At 69.3% G+C, this 16,170-nt stretch carries 17 protein-coding genes and 1 tRNA gene; 14 read left to right on the top strand and 4 right to left on the bottom strand.

All coding sequences use genetic code 11. From position 1 onward, the window contains the following. The first annotated feature begins 24 nt into the window (after positions 1–24). Positions 25–561, top strand: coding sequence for a helix-turn-helix domain-containing protein (locus ABT313_RS31075; protein ID WP_350861141.1), 537 nt, complete (start codon positions 25–27; stop codon positions 559–561). A gap of 19 nt (positions 562–580) precedes the next feature. Here the strand turns inward: ABT313_RS31075 and ABT313_RS31070 are convergent, their stop codons facing one another. Next, positions 581–1,594 carry an aldo/keto reductase gene (locus ABT313_RS31070; protein WP_350861139.1) on the bottom strand — a complete coding sequence of 338 codons (1,014 nt, stop codon included), beginning with the start codon at positions 1,592–1,594 and terminating at the stop codon, positions 581–583. A 91-nt stretch (positions 1,595–1,685) separates the two neighbouring features. On the opposite strand from ABT313_RS31070, the gene ABT313_RS31065 reads away from it, so the two are divergent. After that, positions 1,686–2,546 (top strand): AraC family transcriptional regulator, encoded by an 861-nt coding sequence (locus ABT313_RS31065; protein ID WP_350861137.1) that lies wholly within the window; start codon positions 1,686–1,688, stop codon positions 2,544–2,546. On the opposite strand, the gene ABT313_RS31060 is transcribed toward ABT313_RS31065, so the two are convergent. Together ABT313_RS31060 and ABT313_RS31055 are read right to left on the bottom strand one after the other, a co-directional pair. Continuing rightward, positions 2,488–4,395 (bottom strand): DUF1365 family protein, encoded by a 1,908-nt coding sequence (locus ABT313_RS31060; protein WP_350861135.1) that lies wholly within the window; start codon positions 4,393–4,395, stop codon positions 2,488–2,490. The two genes, ABT313_RS31065 and ABT313_RS31060, sit on opposite strands and share 59 nt — an antisense overlap. Then, positions 4,392–5,639, bottom strand: coding sequence for an NAD(P)/FAD-dependent oxidoreductase (locus ABT313_RS31055; RefSeq protein WP_350861133.1), 1,248 nt, complete (start codon positions 5,637–5,639; stop codon positions 4,392–4,394). Before ABT313_RS31055 ends, ABT313_RS31060 begins: the two co-directional genes overlap by 4 nt. A 95-nt stretch (positions 5,640–5,734) precedes the next feature. On the opposite strand from ABT313_RS31055, the gene ABT313_RS31050 reads away from it, so the two are divergent. The 4 genes from ABT313_RS31050 to ABT313_RS31035 are packed head-to-tail and all read left to right on the top strand — an operon-like array spanning position 5,735 to position 9,442. Then, entirely contained in the window at positions 5,735–6,613 is an 879-nt protein-coding gene (locus ABT313_RS31050; RefSeq protein WP_350861131.1) for a MerR family transcriptional regulator, read from the top strand. Continuing rightward, a complete protein-coding gene (locus ABT313_RS31045; protein WP_350861129.1) occupies positions 6,610–8,082 on the top strand; it encodes an SDR family oxidoreductase in 1,473 nt (490 codons plus the stop codon). The genes ABT313_RS31050 and ABT313_RS31045 overlap by 4 nt, the downstream gene beginning before the upstream one ends. Continuing rightward, positions 8,079–8,516 carry an SRPBCC family protein gene (locus ABT313_RS31040; RefSeq protein ID WP_350861127.1) on the top strand — a complete coding sequence of 146 codons (438 nt, stop codon included), beginning with the start codon at positions 8,079–8,081 and terminating at the stop codon, positions 8,514–8,516. Before ABT313_RS31045 ends, ABT313_RS31040 begins: the two co-directional genes overlap by 4 nt. Beyond that, positions 8,513–9,442, top strand: a complete 930-nt coding sequence (locus ABT313_RS31035; RefSeq protein WP_350861125.1) for an SDR family NAD(P)-dependent oxidoreductase — start codon at positions 8,513–8,515, stop codon at positions 9,440–9,442. Before ABT313_RS31040 ends, ABT313_RS31035 begins: the two co-directional genes overlap by 4 nt. Positions 9,443–9,641: 199 nt before the next feature. Here ABT313_RS31035 and ABT313_RS31030 read toward each other — a convergent pair. Then, positions 9,642–9,713, bottom strand: a tRNA-Arg gene (locus ABT313_RS31030). An 80-nt stretch (positions 9,714–9,793) separates the two neighbouring features. Here ABT313_RS31030 and ABT313_RS31025 point away from each other — a divergent pair. From ABT313_RS31025 to ABT313_RS30990, 8 genes are all read left to right on the top strand, one after another. Then, a complete protein-coding gene (locus ABT313_RS31025; RefSeq protein ID WP_350861123.1) occupies positions 9,794–10,147 on the top strand; it encodes a hypothetical protein in 354 nt (117 codons plus the stop codon). A gap of 145 nt (positions 10,148–10,292) precedes the next feature. Beyond that, a complete protein-coding gene (locus ABT313_RS31020; protein WP_350861121.1) occupies positions 10,293–10,466 on the top strand; it encodes a hypothetical protein in 174 nt (57 codons plus the stop codon). Between the two features lie 121 nt (positions 10,467–10,587). Further along, the gene (locus ABT313_RS31015) at positions 10,588–10,773 is read left to right on the top strand and encodes a PspC domain-containing protein (RefSeq protein ID WP_130448604.1); all 186 of its coding nucleotides are present in this window, start codon (positions 10,588–10,590) and stop codon (positions 10,771–10,773) included. A gap of 43 nt (positions 10,774–10,816) precedes the next feature. After that, a complete protein-coding gene (locus ABT313_RS31010; RefSeq protein ID WP_350861118.1) occupies positions 10,817–11,344 on the top strand; it encodes a hypothetical protein in 528 nt (175 codons plus the stop codon). A 38-nt stretch (positions 11,345–11,382) separates the two neighbouring features. Continuing rightward, positions 11,383–11,763 (top strand): VOC family protein, encoded by a 381-nt coding sequence (locus ABT313_RS31005; RefSeq protein ID WP_350861116.1) that lies wholly within the window; start codon positions 11,383–11,385, stop codon positions 11,761–11,763. A gap of 40 nt (positions 11,764–11,803) precedes the next feature. After that, entirely contained in the window at positions 11,804–13,462 is a 1,659-nt protein-coding gene (argS, locus tag ABT313_RS31000) for an arginine--tRNA ligase (protein ID WP_350861114.1), read from the top strand. Beyond that, entirely contained in the window at positions 13,459–14,865 is a 1,407-nt protein-coding gene (lysA, locus tag ABT313_RS30995) for a diaminopimelate decarboxylase (RefSeq protein ID WP_350861112.1), read from the top strand. Before argS ends, lysA begins: the two co-directional genes overlap by 4 nt. Further along, complete coding sequence (locus ABT313_RS30990; protein ID WP_350861110.1) at positions 14,862–16,169, top strand: homoserine dehydrogenase; 1,308 nt, start codon at positions 14,862–14,864, stop codon at positions 16,167–16,169. Before lysA ends, ABT313_RS30990 begins: the two co-directional genes overlap by 4 nt. Position 16,170 lies beyond the last annotated feature (1 nt).

The following is a 16,170-nucleotide window of genomic DNA, read 5'->3' as shown; positions in this document are numbered from 1 at the left end:
CGTGAAAACCCTGGAGCGACCCTGATGGACGAGCCGTCATCCACGCCGGTGTCGGACCTGCTCCTGCACCCGGTCCGCTGGCGGATCGTCCAGCGCCTGCTCGGCCGCGAGCTGACCACGACCGATCTCAAGCGCGACCTCCCCGATGTCCCGAGTACGTCGCTGTACCGCCATGTCGCCGTCCTGATCGACGCCGGCTTCCTCACCGTGGTTCGTGAGCGCAAGGTCCGCGGTACGACGGAGCGCACGCTCAGCCTCGACCAGACCAAGGTCGGCCGGATCGACGAACGCGAGGCCCGGGCGATGACGCCGGAGCAGCACCGCCAGGCGTTCCTGATGATGCTCACCCGCCTGGCCGCGGACTTCGACCGCCTCGTCGACAGCGGCGACTTCTATCCGCGACTGGCCCAGCTCGGCTACAGCCAACTGGCGGTGTACGTCGATCCCGCTGATCTGGACGCGATCCGCGAGGGCATCAACGCCGTACTCGAGCCGCATCTGCAGGAGGGGCCCGGCAAGGACCGGGTGGTGCTGTCGTTCGTCGCGATGCCTGACGACTGATGACGCGGTGGATGGAGGCTCAGCGTCGGCGGAGCCGGGCGTCGGCGATCGCGGGCGGCGTCGCGGCGTAGTTGTCGGCCGGGTCCAGCTCGGTGCCGGGGGCAACGATCTCGTCGATCCGGTCGAGGATGTCGGCGGAGAGCGTGGCGTCGGCGGCCGGGAGCAGCGTGTCGAGCTGGTCCTGCGTCCGCGGACCGATCAGGACCGACGTGACCGCCGGGTGCGCGCGGACGAACGCGATGGCCAGCTGCGGTAGCGTCAGCCCGGCCTCGGCGGCGAGTGGAGCAAGTTTCGCGACTGCCGCGGCCTTCGCCTGACCGGTAGGGCTGGTCGGATCGAAGCTCGACGGCCGGCTCGCGGCGCGGTGGGTCGACGACATGTCGATCCGGCCGGTCAGCCAGCCCGCGTTGAGCGGGCCGAACGTGAGTACGCCGAGGTTGTGCCGCTGCGCCACCGGGAACACCGACGCCTCCGGCCGGCGGGTCAGGATCGAGTACAAGGTCTGCTCGGTCAGGAAGCGGTGGGTGCCGCGACGCTCGGCGGTCCACTGCGCCTCGACGATCGTCTCGGCCGGGAACATCGACGAACCGAACGCGAGGATCTTCCCCGCCTGGACCAGGTCCGACAGCGCCGACAGCGTCTCCGCGGGATCGGTGTCGTGGTCCGGACGGTGCAGTTGATAGAGGTCGAGGTGGTCCGTGCCGAGCCGGCGCAGGCTCGCCTCGACCGCTTGCCGGATCCAGCGGCGGGACGCGCCGCGCTGGTTCGGGTCCTCGCCCCGCGGCAGGCCGAACTTGCTCGCCAGGACGACCTCGTCGCGCCGGCCGCGGATCGCCGTACCGACGATCTCCTCGGACTCGCCGCCGGAGTAGACGTCGGCGGTGTCGATCAGGTTGATGCCGGCGTCGAGGGCGCGGTGGATGATCCGGACCGAGTCTTCATGGTCGGGATTGCCCATCGCGCCGAACATCATCGCGCCGAGGGAGATGTCGCTGACGGAGATACCGGTGCCGCCGAGGATTCTGCGATTCATGTTCTCCAGCAGAGCACCTCCCGGCCTCCCTGCGTGAGCGTCATCCTGGCGCCGGCTTGCGCGATCCTGTCAAAGTCGCTCCACTGGAGAGGTGGACCCGCTCGACGAACTCAGGACTCTGATCATCCGGCACACGGCCGGTCAGCGCGGTGACAGCGTGCAGCTGATCGACGGGGTGCGGGTCAGCCGGCGCGACGAGCCGACCGAGCTGACCGCGAGCATGGCCCAGCCGTCCGTCGCGATCGTTGCCTCAGGCGTCAAACTGACGATGCTCAACGGCGTTGCCTACGAGTACGGCGTCGGCCAATACCTCGTCACGTCGCTGGACCTGCCCGTCGTCGGTCAGGCGCTGAAGGCAACCCCGGACGAACCGTTCGCAGTCATCAGCCTGCGACTCGATCCGGTCGAGATCGCCCCGCTGCTGCTCGACGCGCCGCCGCGGTCGCCGCAGTACGCGGGTCTGGTCGTCAGCGACGCGACACCTGACTTGCTGGATCCCGTCGTACGGCTGTTGCGGATCGCCGACCGTCCGGACGATGTACGGGTGCTGGCGCCGGGCATCCGGCGGGAGATCCTGTGGCGCCTGCTGACCGGTGAACAGGGCGGACTGGTCCGGCAGATCGGTCTGGCCGACGGCATGCTCGCTCACATCTCCCGTGCGATCAGCTGGATCCGTCGCCATCATCACGAGCCGCTTCTGGTCGCCGACCTGGCCGAGCTGGCCGGGATGAGCCCGTCGACGTTCCACCGGCACTTCCGGGCGGCGACCTCGATGACACCGATCCAGTTCCAGAAACAGATCCGTCTGCAGGAGGCCAGGGTCCTGCTCCGCACACAGTCCCTCACGGCGGCCGAGGTCGGCTTCCAGGTCGGCTACACCAGCTCCGCCCACTTCACCCGGACCTACCATCAGGCGTTCGGCCGGACTCCGGGCGAGGATCGGACCGCCTGAGCAGCAGCTGGCCGACATCGAGATAGCCGGACGCGAAGCCGGCCTCGCTGTAGGCCAGATAGAACTCCCAGGTACGCCGGAAGTCCTCGTCGAAGCCCTGCGCGCGGACGGCCGACCAGTTCGCGATGAACTGCCGCCGCCAGCGACGCAGGGTCTCGGCGTAGTCCGGACCGAACCGATGATCGTCCTGCACCACCAGGGCGGTATGGCGCGCCAGTGACTCGTCGATCGCGGTCCGGGACGGGATCAGGCCGCCCGGGAAGATGTACTTCTGGATCCAGCTGTACGAGTGCCGGGTCGCGAGCATCCGGTCGTGGTCCATCAGGATCGCCTGCAGCGCAACGGATCCGCCGGGTGCCAGCAGCCGGTCGAGGGTGCCGAAGTACTCCGGCCAGAACTCCTCGCCGACGGCCTCGATCATCTCGACGCTGACGATCGCGTCGTACGAGCCGGTGACCGCGCGGTAGTCCTGCAACCGCAGGTCGACGCTCAGCCCGGCCTCGGCGACCCGCTTGCGGGCGAGCGTCAGCTGTTCGCTCGACAGCGTGATGCCGGTGACGTGGGCGCCACGGCGGGCGGCGGCGATCGCGAGCGTGCCCCAGCCGATGCCGATCTCGAGCACCCGACTGCCGGGTCCGACCTGCGCAAGGTCGAGGATGCGTTCTACCTTGCGCGTCTGCGCTTCCTCCAGGGACTGCTCGGAGCTCTCGAAGATGGCTGAGCTGTACGACATCCCGGGGTCCAGGAAAGCCGAGAACAAGGCGTTGCTGAGGTCGTAGTGCGCGCTGATGTTGCTGCGGGCACCCTTCGGTGTGTTGCGCAGACGGTCGGGGATGCGCTGCTCGGCCAGACCACGGAAACGCAGCAGCGGCCGGGGCACGAGCTTCGTGAGCCGGGCCGCGAAGGGAGTCAGCAGCTCGCCCAGGTCGGTGCCGTCACCCGGCTCCCAGTCGCCTGCCGTGTAGGCCTCGCCGAGGCCGATCTTGGGGTTCTGTGCGAGACGTTCGTACAGGGAGTTCGGTCGGATGATCCGCAGGACGGGCTCGCCCTGACCTCTGATGGTGCCGTCCGGGTAGACCGTGCGGACGGGCACCCGGTCGAAGACGCGGTCGACGATCAGCTTGGCGACCCGGCCGCGCAATGACCTCCGCTTCACGACTGGCAGGCGCCGAGCCCACAGGTACAACCCGTGCAGCCGGATCAGCGCCGTGACCCGCTGCGGCATCAGCGGCATCCGTACGGCGGCCGCCAGCACAGCTCGGCGGGTGGCCGGACGCGGTACGCCGTCGAAGCTCGCACCGAAGACCGTGTGGTGGCCGCGGGCCAGACTGACCTGGACGCGCACCCGGCTGCGATCGAGCTCGAACCGGAGCCGGTAGTCGCCCGACACGTCGTTGAACGGCGAGACATAGAACTCCTTCGCGGTCTCGGCGTTGCCGTCGGCATCCGGCGTGAGCAGATACGTGTGCCGTTCGCCGTAGGTGTTGTGGACCTCGGCGACGACGTACGGGCTGTCGATGCACCAGTACACGGTGATCGGGTCGAAGACGTGGCCGAGCACGCGGGCGTTGGACAGCATCACGATCCGGCCGTCGTACTCGATGCCGCGGCCGGCCAGGTAGCGGCGTACCGCTGCCTTGATCGTCGGGCCGTCGCCGTCGAGATGGTCGCGTACGTCGAACCTGCCGAACGGCCGCAGGTACCACGGCGGCCGCGGCAGGTCGTCGAGGTCGACCAGCCATTGGTAGACCCGGTGCCGGAACGCGTGCCGGATCGGGATCGACCGCGCATGCCGGACGAAGCCGGTGACGACCGCCGGGAGGGTGGGGAACTCACCGACGATCGTCACCAGCGCACCCCGAAGGACTCCGCCGCCGCGACCCCGGCGCGACAGCCGTCCTCATGGAATCCCCAGCCGTGATACGCCCCCGCGAACGCGATCCGGCCGGTGTTCAGCGCCGCCAGCCTGCCTTGGGCGGCCACTGCCTTCGGGGTGTAGATCGGGTGCTCGTAGTCCATCCGCGCGATCACCTTCGCCGGATCGACGGCCCCGCCGCCGTTCAGCGTGACCAGGTAGGTCTCCTCGGTCTCGAGACCCTGCAACCGGTTCATCCAGTACGTCGTCAGCGGCGCGTCGTCGCGGACGACGTAGTTCCAGCAGGCCCGGGCGTTCTTCGTTCCGGGAAGCAACGACGCGTCGGTGTGCAGGACGGTCTCGTTGCGGCTGTACTCGAACTCGCCGAGCACCGCCTTCTCCGCGGGCGTGGCGTCCGTGAGCAGGTCGAGTGCCTGGTCCGCATGCGTCGCCAGCACTACCCGGTCGAAGTCCGTGGAGTTGCCGTTGGCAACGGTCACCGTGACGCCGTTGGGATGGCGGTGAACCGCCCGCACCGGAAGATTCGCAGCGACCGCGTCCAGCCGGTCGGCGAGGGCGTCGACGTACTGTCGGGAGCCGCCGGAGACGGTCAGCCATTGCGGGGAGCCGCTCACCGAGAGCATCCCGTGGTGGTCGAGGAACCGGAACAGGTAGCGCGCCGGATAGCTGAGGGCCGAGCCGCCGCCGCAGGACCACACGCAGGAGACCACGGGGACGGCGTACAACCGGATGAAGGCCGGGCTGAAACGCTCGGCCTCGAGGAACTCGCCGAACGTCGCGAGGTCGTCGTCGCCGGTCCGCTCGACGTAGGCAGCGGCGCGGCGGTGGAAGCGGCGTACCTCGGTCAGCAGGCGGAAGAACCGCGGGTCCGAGAGGCGGCGGCTCTGGGCGAAGATGCCGGCCAGCCCGCGGCCGCCGGCGAACTCCAGCCCGCTGGCCGGGTCGCTGATGCTCATGCTCATCTCGGTCGGCTGGGTCCGTACACCGAGCTCCGCGAACAGCCGGCGGAGCAGCGGATAGGTCCGGGCGTTGTGCACGATGAAGCCGGTGTCGATCGCGAGCGGACTGCCGGCGGGGTCGGTGATGTCGTGGGTGTGGGCATGTCCGCCCAGCCGCGGTTCGGCTTCGAGCAGCGTCACGTCGTACGAACGGGTCAGCAGATACGCGGCGGTCAGGCCGGACACTCCGGCACCGACCACAGCCACGGTCTCTCGCATCGGCAGCACCTCACGTTTGTCTAAGGTCTGTCTAGAGATTAGACAGATGGCTGGAGGCTAGTCAAAGGTCTGTCTAGAGTTTGTATAGTGTCCCTGTGGAGACTTCGGTGCCGAACGGGCTGCGGATCGGTGCGTTGAGCAAGCGCGCCGGCGTCAGCGAGCACGTCCTCCGTGCCTGGGAGACCAGGTACGGGCTGCTGACGCCGACGCGCTCGCCCGGCGGCTACCGGCTGTACTCCGAGAGCGACGTACGCCGGGTGCAGCGGATGCGGGCGTTCCTCGCCCAGGGGCTCTCCGCGGCCGAGGCGGCCCGCGCAGTACTGGCTGAGCGCTCGCCGGCGGCTGCTGACCCGGTGTCGGTACGGAAGGCGGAGGCCGGTGGTGCAGCCGGCCTGCGGTCGGCCCTGGACGACCTGGACGAGCGGGCCGCTCACCACGTACTGGACGAGCTCTTCGGTGCACTGACGATCGAGGCTGTCATCCGGGACGTGCTGATTCCTTACCTGCACGAGCTGGGTGACCGGTGGGGCCGGGGCGAGGTGAGCGTCGGGCAGGAGCACTTCGCCAGCAACCTGATTCGGTCCCGGCTCGCGGGCCTGGCCCCTGGGTGGGGTGGGGGCCAGGGCCCGCGGGCGCTGCTGGCCTGTCCACCCGGTGAGCTGCACGACATCGCACTGCTGTCCTTCGGGCTGGTGCTGCGGCGGTCCGGCTGGCGGGTGATCTATCTGGGCTCGGACTCGCCGATGGCCGATGTCGAGCACGCAGCCTCGGTTCTGCAGCCGGATGTGGTGATGCTGTCGTCGTCCGACCCCGACCGGTTCTCGCAGGTGCAGTCCGCTCTGACCCAGCTAGCGCGGGATTGGCCTGTCGCTCTAGCCGGACCCGGTGCGTCCATGGAGCTCGCTGCCGCTGTTGGCGCGCAGTACGTCGATGTCGACCCGGTGACCGCCGCCGAGCAATGGGCGGACCGATGACTCGTGTCCTCGTGACCGGAGCCACCGGCTACATCGGCGGCCGGCTCGTGCCGGAGCTGCTTGCAGCCGGGTACGACGTACGTGTGCTGGCCCGGCACCCGGAGCGGCTCGACACCCGTCCGTGGCGGAGCCGGATCGACGTGGTCGAGGGTGACGCGTCCGACCCGGCGGTGCTGACCAGGGCGCTGGACTGCGTCGACGTGGCGTACTACCTGATCCACTCGATGGGCACGGGCCGGCGGTTCGAGGAGCGTGATCGGCGTACAGCGCTGGCGTTCGGGGCGGCCTGTCGCGAGTCCGGTGTCGGGCGGATCGTCTACCTGGGCGGTCTGCACCCCGACGGTGAGGAGTTGTCGCCGCATCTGGGCTCTCGGCGTGAGGTCGGGGAGATCCTGCTCGCCAGTGGCGTTCCGACGACGGTGCTGCAGGCGGCGGTGATCATCGGCTCGGGGTCCGCGTCGTTCGAGATGCTGCGCTACCTGACCGAGCGGTTGCCGGTGATGGTGACGCCGCGCTGGCTGGACACGCGGATCCAGCCGATCGCGGTACGCGACGTACTGCACTACCTCGTCGGGTCCGCCCGGATGCCGACCGAGGTGAACCGCGGCTTCGACATCGGCGGACCGGACGTGCTGACGTACCGCGCGATGATGCAGCGGTACGCCGCCGTGGCCGGCCTGCGTCCGCGCCGGATCAGGACGGTGCCGTTGCTGACTCCCAGTCTGTCCAGTCACTGGGTCGGACTGGTCACGCCGGTGCCCAGCGGCATCGCACGGCCGCTGGTCGACAGCCTGGTGCACGAGGTGGTCTGCAAGGACCACGACATCGACAGGTACGTCGAGCCGCGTCCGGCCGGCGGGATCGGGTTCGACCGCGCGGTAGCGCTGGCACTGAAGAAGGTGCACGACCTGGACGTCAGTACGTCGTGGGCGTCCGCCTCGACACCCGGTGCGCCGAGCGATCCGTTGCCGAGCGACCCGGACTGGTCCGGCGGCTCGCTGTACGTCGACGAACGCGACTGTGCGGTCGCAGCACCGCCGGACCGACTCTGGAGGGTCATCGAGGGCATCGGCGGTCGCCGCGGCTGGTACTCGTGGCGCCTGGGCTGGTGGACTCGCGGACTGCTCGACCGGGTCGTCGGCGGGCCTGGGCTGCGGCGTGGCCGGCTCCACCCGGACACGCTGTCGGTCGGTGATCCGCTGGACTGGTGGCGGGTCGAGACGCTCGAGCGCGGCCGGTTGCTGCGGCTGCGTGCCGAGATGCGGTTGCCGGGGGAGGCCTGGCTCGAGCTGCGGGCCGGGACCGACGAGCACGGGCGGACGCTGTTCCGGCAGCGTGCGCTGTTCCATCCACGGGGTCTGCCGGGGGAGCTGTACTGGGCGGCCATCCGGCCGTTCCACGACGTCGTCTTCGGCGGCATGCAGCGCAATATCGCGCACGCCGCCGAACGAGCCGAGGAGACCCGATGATCGTCATCGAACGTGAAGTGGCCGTCGCGGCCACTCCTGAGCGCGTCTTCGACTACCTGGCCGACTTTCGCAGTACGGAGGAGTGGGATCCCGGCACGGTCCGGACGGTGCTGCTGCAAGGGGACGGCGGCATCGGCACGACGTACCGCAACACCTCACGCTTCGCCGGCCGGGAGACCGAGCTGGTCTACGAGGTCGTGGAGCGGATCCGGCCGGACCGCATCGTCCTGCGAGGTGAGAACCGTACGGTCGTTGCCCACGACACCATGTCGTTCCGCGTCGAGGCGCACATCACCCGGGTCACCTATCGCGCCGAGTTTCAGCTCAAAGGCCTGGCTCGCTTCGCCGAACCCTTCTTCCGTAAGCCGTTCGACCGGCTCGGTGAGGAAGCTGAGCAGGGTCTGCGCGACGCTCTGGGGAAGCTGGCGGCATGAGCCTGCTGGACACGCTCCTGGACCGGACGGTGGTCCCTGGCTACAGCAAGCTCGGCTACCGGCTCCGCAGACGCACCTGGCCGGACAACGACCCGGCACGCGACGTACTGCATGGGAAGACCGTCGTGGTCACCGGTGCGCGCAGCGGGCTCGGCAAGGCCACCGCATCCGGCCTGGCCGGACTGGGCGCCACGGTCCGACTGGTAGTCCGCGACGCAGACAAGGCCGCGGACGCTGTGGCCGACCTGCGCGGTGAGGTCCCCGGCGCCAGCTTCGTGGTCGACGAGTGTGACATCTCGGACCTGGACGCCGTACGGCGCTATGCCGGCCAGCTGACCGAGCCGATCCACGCCCTGATCCACAACGCCGGAGTGATGCCGGCGAAGCGCACCGAATCGCCACAGGGGCATGAGCTGACGCTGGCCACCCACGTCCTCGGGCCGTTGCTTCTGACAGAGCTCCTGAAACCCCTGCTGACCAACGGCCGCGTCATCTTCGTGGCGTCCGGTGGCATGTATACGCAGCAGCTGCCGACGGACGATCCGGAGTACCGCGAGGGCACCTACCGCGGTGCGACCGCCTATGCGCGCTCGAAACGCATCCAGGTGGCCCTGACTCCACTCCTGGCCACCGACCTGGCCCCCACCTTCGTAGCCACCATGCACCCCGGCTGGTCCACCACTCCGGGCCTGACCACGTCACTCCCGCTCTTCACCAAACTCACCGGCCCCCTCCTCCGCACCCCCACCGAAGGAGCCGACACCACAGTCTGGCTGGCCGCAACAACCCAGCCCCTCCCCACCGGCCTCTTCTGGCACGACCGCTCCCCCCGCCCAACCCACTACCTCAACCGCACCCAGGAATCAGAGGCAGATCGCCAAGCAATGTGGAGCTATTGCCGAGCAGCAGCGGGTCTCAGCGCCTGACGAAGGCAACCCCCCGAGCGGCCGTCAGCGAATGACAAAGGCAACCCCGAGCAACCGCCAGCGAACAACAAAGGCAACCACCGAGGGGGTCCGGGGGGCGAAGCCCCTCCGGGCGGGGCGTGGGGGCTGCGCCCCCACAAAACACAAAGACCGATCCAAGTCCGCGCTCTCCGCGGACACAGATCGGCCAGATCGGTCGCGCCCCCGGCAGGATTCGAACCTGCGCACCCGCCTCCGGAGGGCGGTGCTCTATCCCCTGAGCTACGGGGGCTCAGGAACGAGCAGAACAGTAGCAGGAAGTTCACCCAGATCCCGAATTGGGGGACATGTCGGCGGGGTAGAAACCGGGGCATGCACAAACTGGGGATTGCTCTTGTTCTCGTGCTGGCCGCCCTCCTTCTACCCACTCCGGCCCACGCTGTCTCCGGATGGCAAGTTGTCGGGTCCGACAACGCCCGTCCGCTCGACGAAAGCCAGGGCCTCGCCACGGTCACCCGTGGCGGCAGTACGCAGTACCGCTATACCGGCGTCGGCACCATCCCGGCCGACCTGCTGGTGCGTGGCTGGAATCACGTCGGGGACCCGGGCGCCGCACAGGGCTGGTACGTCGAGCCGTACCAGCGCGACGACCGCAACGGGAAGCTGTACCGCGTGCAATCGCCGGCCGGCACCTGGTCCAACTACGTCCACGCCCTCGAGCCGTGACCACCAGGTCCGCGACGTCCAGGGCTGTGACTTCGTCACCGCGACACAGCTGCTCTGCTCCTCGGACGACCCGGACGGCAGCCTCTTCGGTACGACGAAGCCGCTGCTCCAGGTCGACCTGACCGCACCGGTCGGCTCCGGGGACGTGACCGGACATGTCACCTCGCTGGGCCAGCTCCCGCTCAAGAGCGGCTGCTCCGGAGCCTTCGAGGTGGAGGGCATCGACTACTACGAGGACGACGGCACGCTGCGGGTGGTGGTCATGTCACCGAGTGTCTGCGTCGGCATCGACAGCAAGACCTACCGATTCCAGCGCTAGATCCATCGTCGTACGGGGGTCCCCTGAGTGGACCCTGGAAGGTCGGTGCGGCGGGATCAGATCGGCCATGGGCACCGTCATAGTGGGTGTAAGGCCCAACAGTGGAAAGGAATCGGTACTCATGGCTAGCTCTCTGGTCCGCCCGTCAAATGATCGCTGGATCGGCGGTGTCTGTTCCGGACTCGCTCGCCGGTTCGGTATCTCGTCCAACACGATGCGCCTGATCTTCGTGGTCAGCTGCCTCCTGCCCGGCCCGCAGTTCCTGATCTACATCGTGCTGTGGGTGCTGATGCCCTCGGAGCGCTGACCCTCCGGCGGAGTACGCCGCGCCGCATGACAACCTGCTCTGCATGAGAGCAGGCAGCTGGCGAACGGCCGCAACGGCGGCCGCCCTGCTGCTCACGAGCAGCGTGGTGGGCGGCTGCCAGGTCGGCCCCGCGCCGCCGGCAGCCGCCGTACTGCGGACCACCGCACCGCCCTGGGACGCCCCGCGGGACGCGGTCTCGTACATCGACAAGGCCGGCTTCGAACGCCTCCCGCTCGACTTCTCCGGCCCCGCGCCGTACACCGTGCACATCGCGGTCGTCGTGGACGGCAAGCCGGTCGAGGTCCCGGCCGGCATCGGCATCGACAAGCTCCGCGCCGAGCAGGCCGCCGTACACACGCACACCACCGACGGCCTGGTCTGGGTCGAGGCCAAAACCACCTCCGACCACCCCACCCTCCACCAGTTCTTCACCCTCTGGGGCCTCCGCTACGACGCCAAGTGCCTGGCGGACGCCTGCACCGGCCTGACTGTCACCAGCGACGGCAAGCCGATTGCCTGGGACGCTCCACTCACCCGCGACGCCCAGATCCGGATCTCGGCCGGCCACTGACCCCGTTTGCCACCGCCGCTCGAGGGGACCGGACGGCTGTGAAGGTCCTGAACGTGCGCTGGATCGGTGTCGCGACCCGGAACTACCAGGCCATGTACGACTTCCTGCACGGTGTGCTGGGCCTGGAGCCGGTCTTCGCGGCCGAGACGACCGCGGAGTTCGCCACGGCAGAGGGGGACACCGTCCAGATCATGGCTCCGGGCGACGTGTTCTTCGAGTTCGGTACGGCGAACGCGACCGGGCCGGTGCCACTGTTCGAGGTTGACGACGTACACGCTGCCACCGAGGAGCTCCGCCGGGCCGGGGTGGAGCTGGTCGGGCCGCCGGGGCAGGACGACGGCTGGGACTGGGTCAACTTCCGGGCTCCGGACGGCAATCTGTACGAGCTCGCCAGCCGCCGTGTACCGGGCTGTGGATAGCGAGTCAAGGGTTTGGGGGCAGGGCCATTAGGCTGAGGCGGTGACTCCGGAACAGCTCGCTGAGAAGATCCTGCAGGCCCTGGCCGCACTCGCCGACGACGGCGCCATCACCGTCGAGGGCGGGCTGCCGCGCGAGCTGAAGGTCGAGCGCCCCAAGAACCCCGAGCACGGGGACTACGCCACCAACGTCGCGATGCAGCTCGGCAAGCGGGCCGGGATGAATCCGCGGCAGTTCGCCGAGCTGCTCGCCGCCCGGCTCCGCGACGACGCGGCGATCACCGCGGTGGACATCGCCGGTCCGGGGTTCATCAACCTCCGGGTCGCCGCCGACGCCCAGGGCAAGGTCGCGCAGGCGATCCTCGACGCCGGCCCGGCGTACGGGTCGAGCGACAGCCTGCACGGCCGCGCGATCAACGTCGAGTTCATCTCGGCGAACCCGACCGGCCCGCTGCACCTCGGCCACACCCGCTGGGCGGCCGTCGGCGACGCGCTCGCCCGGGTGCTGTCGGCCGCGGGCGCGAGCGTGACCCGCGAGTTCTACATCAACGACCGCGGCAACCAGATGGACAAGTTCGGCGCCAGCCTGCAGGCGGCCGCGCACGGGCAGCCGATCCCCGAGGACGGCTACCACGGGGAGTACATCCTCGACCTGGCCAAGCAGATCGTCGCCGAGGTGCCGGGGATCACCGAGCTGCCCGCCGACGAGCAGCCGATCGCGTTCCGCGAGGCGGGGTACGAGCGCCAGCTCAAGGAGCAGCAGTCCCAGCTCGAGCAGTTCCGGACCAAGTTCGACGTCTGGTTCTCCGAGCGCAGCCTGCACGAGCAGGACGGCGTCGGCCACGCGATCCAGAAGCTCCGCGAGCAGGGCCATCTGTACGACGCGGACGACGCCCTCTGGATGCGGACGACGGACTTCAGCGACGACAAGGACCGGGTGCTGATCCGCTCGAACGGCGAGCCGACGTACTTCGCCTCCGACGCGGCGTACTACGTGAACAAGCGCGAGCGCGGGTTCGAGACCTGCATCTACATGCTCGGCGCCGACCACCACGGCTACGTGAACCGGCTGAAGGCGATCGCGGCCTGCGCCGGCGACGACCCCGAGCACAACATCGAGATCCTGATCGGCCAGCTGGTGAAGATCCTCAAGGGCGGCGAGGAGATGAAGCTGTCCAAGCGGGCCGGCACGATCGTGACGCTCGCCGAGCTGGTCGAGGAGGGCGGCGTCGACGCCCTGCGCTACACGCTCTGCCGCTACCCGACGGACTCGCCGCTGACCCTGGACATCGAGGAGATGACCAAGCAGGCCAGCGAGAACCCGGTCTTCTACGTGCAGTACGCGCACGCCCGCCTCGCCTCGATCCTGCGCAACGCCGACGAGCTCGGCATCAAGCTGGACGAGTTCGACCCGGGCCTGCTCAGCCACGAGCGCGAGGGCGACCTGCTCCGCGCGCTGGCGGAGTTCCCGCGGGTCGTCGCCACCGCCGCCGAGCTGCGCGAGCCGCACCGGATCGCGCGGTACCTGGAGGACACGGCGTCGGCGTTCCACAAGTTCTACGACAGCTGCCGCGTGCTCCCGCGCGGCGACGAGGAGGTCGAGCCGGTGCACAAGGCCCGCCTGACCCTGGTCTCCGCGACCCGGACCGTGATCGCCAACGGGCTCGACCTGCTCGGCGTCTCCGCACCGGAGCGGATGTGAGAGCGCACGAGGCGGGCGCGCTGCACGCCGACATCGGCCACAGGGCCCCGCCGTGGCTGCGCGCGCCCCGGGACCCCAACGACCTGGTCACCTCGCTCTGGTCGATGTCGGCCAAGAAGACGGCCGAGGGCTCGCTGGTCGTCGGCGGCGTCGACGTCCGTGACCTGGTCGCCGAGCACGGCAGCCCGGCCTTCATCCTGGACGAGGACGACTTCCGCGCCCGCGCCCGGGCGTTCAAGACCGCGTTCAAGGACTTCGACGTCTACTACGCCGGCAAGGCCTTCCTCTGTACGACGGTCGTCCGCTGGGTGATGGAAGAGGGCCTCAACCTCGACATCTGCAGCGGTGGCGAGCTCGCCGTCGCGCTCCGGGCCGGTGCCGACCCGAAGCGGCTGGGGTTCCACGGCAACAACAAGTCCGAGTCCGAGCTGGCCCGCGCGCTGGACGCCGGCGTCGGGCGGATCATCGTCGACTCGCAGCACGAGATCACCCGGCTGATCGAGCTGGCGGGGGCGCGCAACGTCGTCGCGCCGGTGATGATCCGGGTCACGGCCGGCGTCGAGGCGCACACCCACGAGTACATCGCGACCGCGCACGAGGACCAGAAGTTCGGCTTCTCGATCACCTCGGGCGCGGCCTTCGAAGCCGTTGCCCGGGTCAACGAAGCGCCGGAGCTCGGGCTGCTCGGCCTGCACTCGCACATCGGCTCGCAGATCTTCGACTCGTCCGGGTTCGAGGTCGCCGCCAAGCGCGTGATCGCCTTGCACGCAAGGGTTTCCGACGAGCTCGGCGTGGACATGCCCGAGCTCGACCTCGGCGGCGGCTTCGGCATCGCGTACACAACCCAGGACGACCCGTCCGACCCGGCGCAGCTGGCGACCGAGATGGGCAAGATCGTCGAGCACGAGTGCCGCGCGTTCGAGGTCGACATGCCCAAGGTGTCGATCGAGCCCGGTCGCGCGATCGTCGGCCCGGCGATGTGCACGGTCTACTCGGTCGGCACGGTCAAGGAGGTCGAGCTCGACGCCGGCGCCGCCCGGACGTACGTGTCCGTCGACGGCGGGATGAGCGACAACATCCGCGCCGCGCTGTACGACGCCGACTACTCCTGCACGCTCGCCAACCGGTACTCCGACACCGAGCCGACGCTCGCCCGCGTGGTCGGCAAGCACTGCGAGGCCGGGGACATCGTCGTGAAGGACGAGTTCCTGCCCGCCGACGTGCGGCCCGGCGACCTGATCGCCGTCCCGGGCACGGGCGCGTACTGCCGCTCGATGGCGAGCAACTACAACCACGTGCCGCGGCCACCGGTGATCGCGGTCAAGGACGGTCGAACGCGGGTCGTCGTACGCCGCGAGACCGAAGACGACCTGCTGCGCCTGGATATGGGGACCGCCCAATGAATGATGCTGTGACTGATGACAAACCTCTGAAGGTAGGCCTGCTCGGTTGCGGAGTGGTCGGCACCGAAGTGGTGCGGATCCTGACCGAGCAGGCGGACCATCTCGCGGCCCGCGTCGGCGCCCGGCTGGAGATCGCGGGTATCGCCGTCCGGCGTCCCGGCCGCGCCCGCGACATCGCGGTCGACCCGGAGCTGATCACGACCGACGCGCAGGCGCTGGTGTCGCGCGGCGACCTGGATCTGGTGATCGAGGTGATCGGCGGTCTCGAGCCCGCCCGGAGCCTGATCCTGACCGCGCTCGAGCACGGCGCCTCGGTCGTCACGGCGAACAAGGCGCTGCTCGCGGAGGACGGCCCGACGCTGTTCGCGGCCGCCGAGAAGTACGAGCGCGACCTGTACTTCGAGGCCGCGGTCGCCGGCGCGATCCCGATCCTGCGGCCGCTGCGCGAGTCGCTCGCCGGTGACGACGTGATCCGGGTGATGGGCATCGTCAACGGCACCACGAACTACATCCTCGACAAGATGGACACCACCGGCGCCGGCTTCGACGAGGCGCTCGAGGAGGCCCAGGCGCTCGGGTATGCCGAGGCCGACCCGACCGCGGACATCGAGGGGTTCGACGCGGCCGCGAAGGCGGCGCTGCTGGCCAGCCTGGCGTTCCACACCCGGGTCTCGATCGCCGACGTGCATCGTGAGGGCATCACCGAGGTCAGCGCGACCGACATCGCGTCGGCCCGGGAGATGGGCTGCGTGGTCAAGTCGCTGGCGATCTGCGAGCTCGACGAGACCACCGACTCGGTCAGTGCCCGGGTGTATCCGGCGATGATCCCGGTCACGCACCCGTTGGCCAGTGTTCGGGACGCGTACAACGCGGTTTTCGTGGAAAGCAAGGCAGCCGGGCGGTTGATGTTCTATGGTCGTGGTGCCGGCGGCGCCCCCACGGCCAGCGCAGTCCTCGGGGATCTGGTCTCCGCCGCGCGCAACCGGCTCAAGGGTGTGCCGGGTGTCGGCGAGTCGTCGTACACCCAGCGGTCCGTGCGGCCGATGGGCGACGCGATGACCCGCTACCACGTGTCGCTGGACGTGGCCGACAAGGCCGGTGTGCTGGCGGCGGTGGCGCAGGCCTTCGCCGAGCACGACGTGTCGATCCAGACCGTCCGGCAGGAAGGCCGGGGCAGTGACGCGGAGCTGGTGGTGGTCACTCACACCGCGACCGACGCCGCGTTGTCCGCGACCGTGGAGGCCTTGCGCGACATGGACATCGTTCGGGAAGTCAGCAGTGTGATGCGGGTGGAAGGCGAGTAGA

It is taken from the genome of Kribbella sp. NPDC000426 (genome assembly GCF_040300265.1).
Lineage (GTDB): Bacteria > Actinomycetota > Actinomycetes > Propionibacteriales > Kribbellaceae > Kribbella.
Note: the sequence above shows the minus strand (reverse complement) of the source record. Positions and strands in the feature narration are given on the sequence as shown.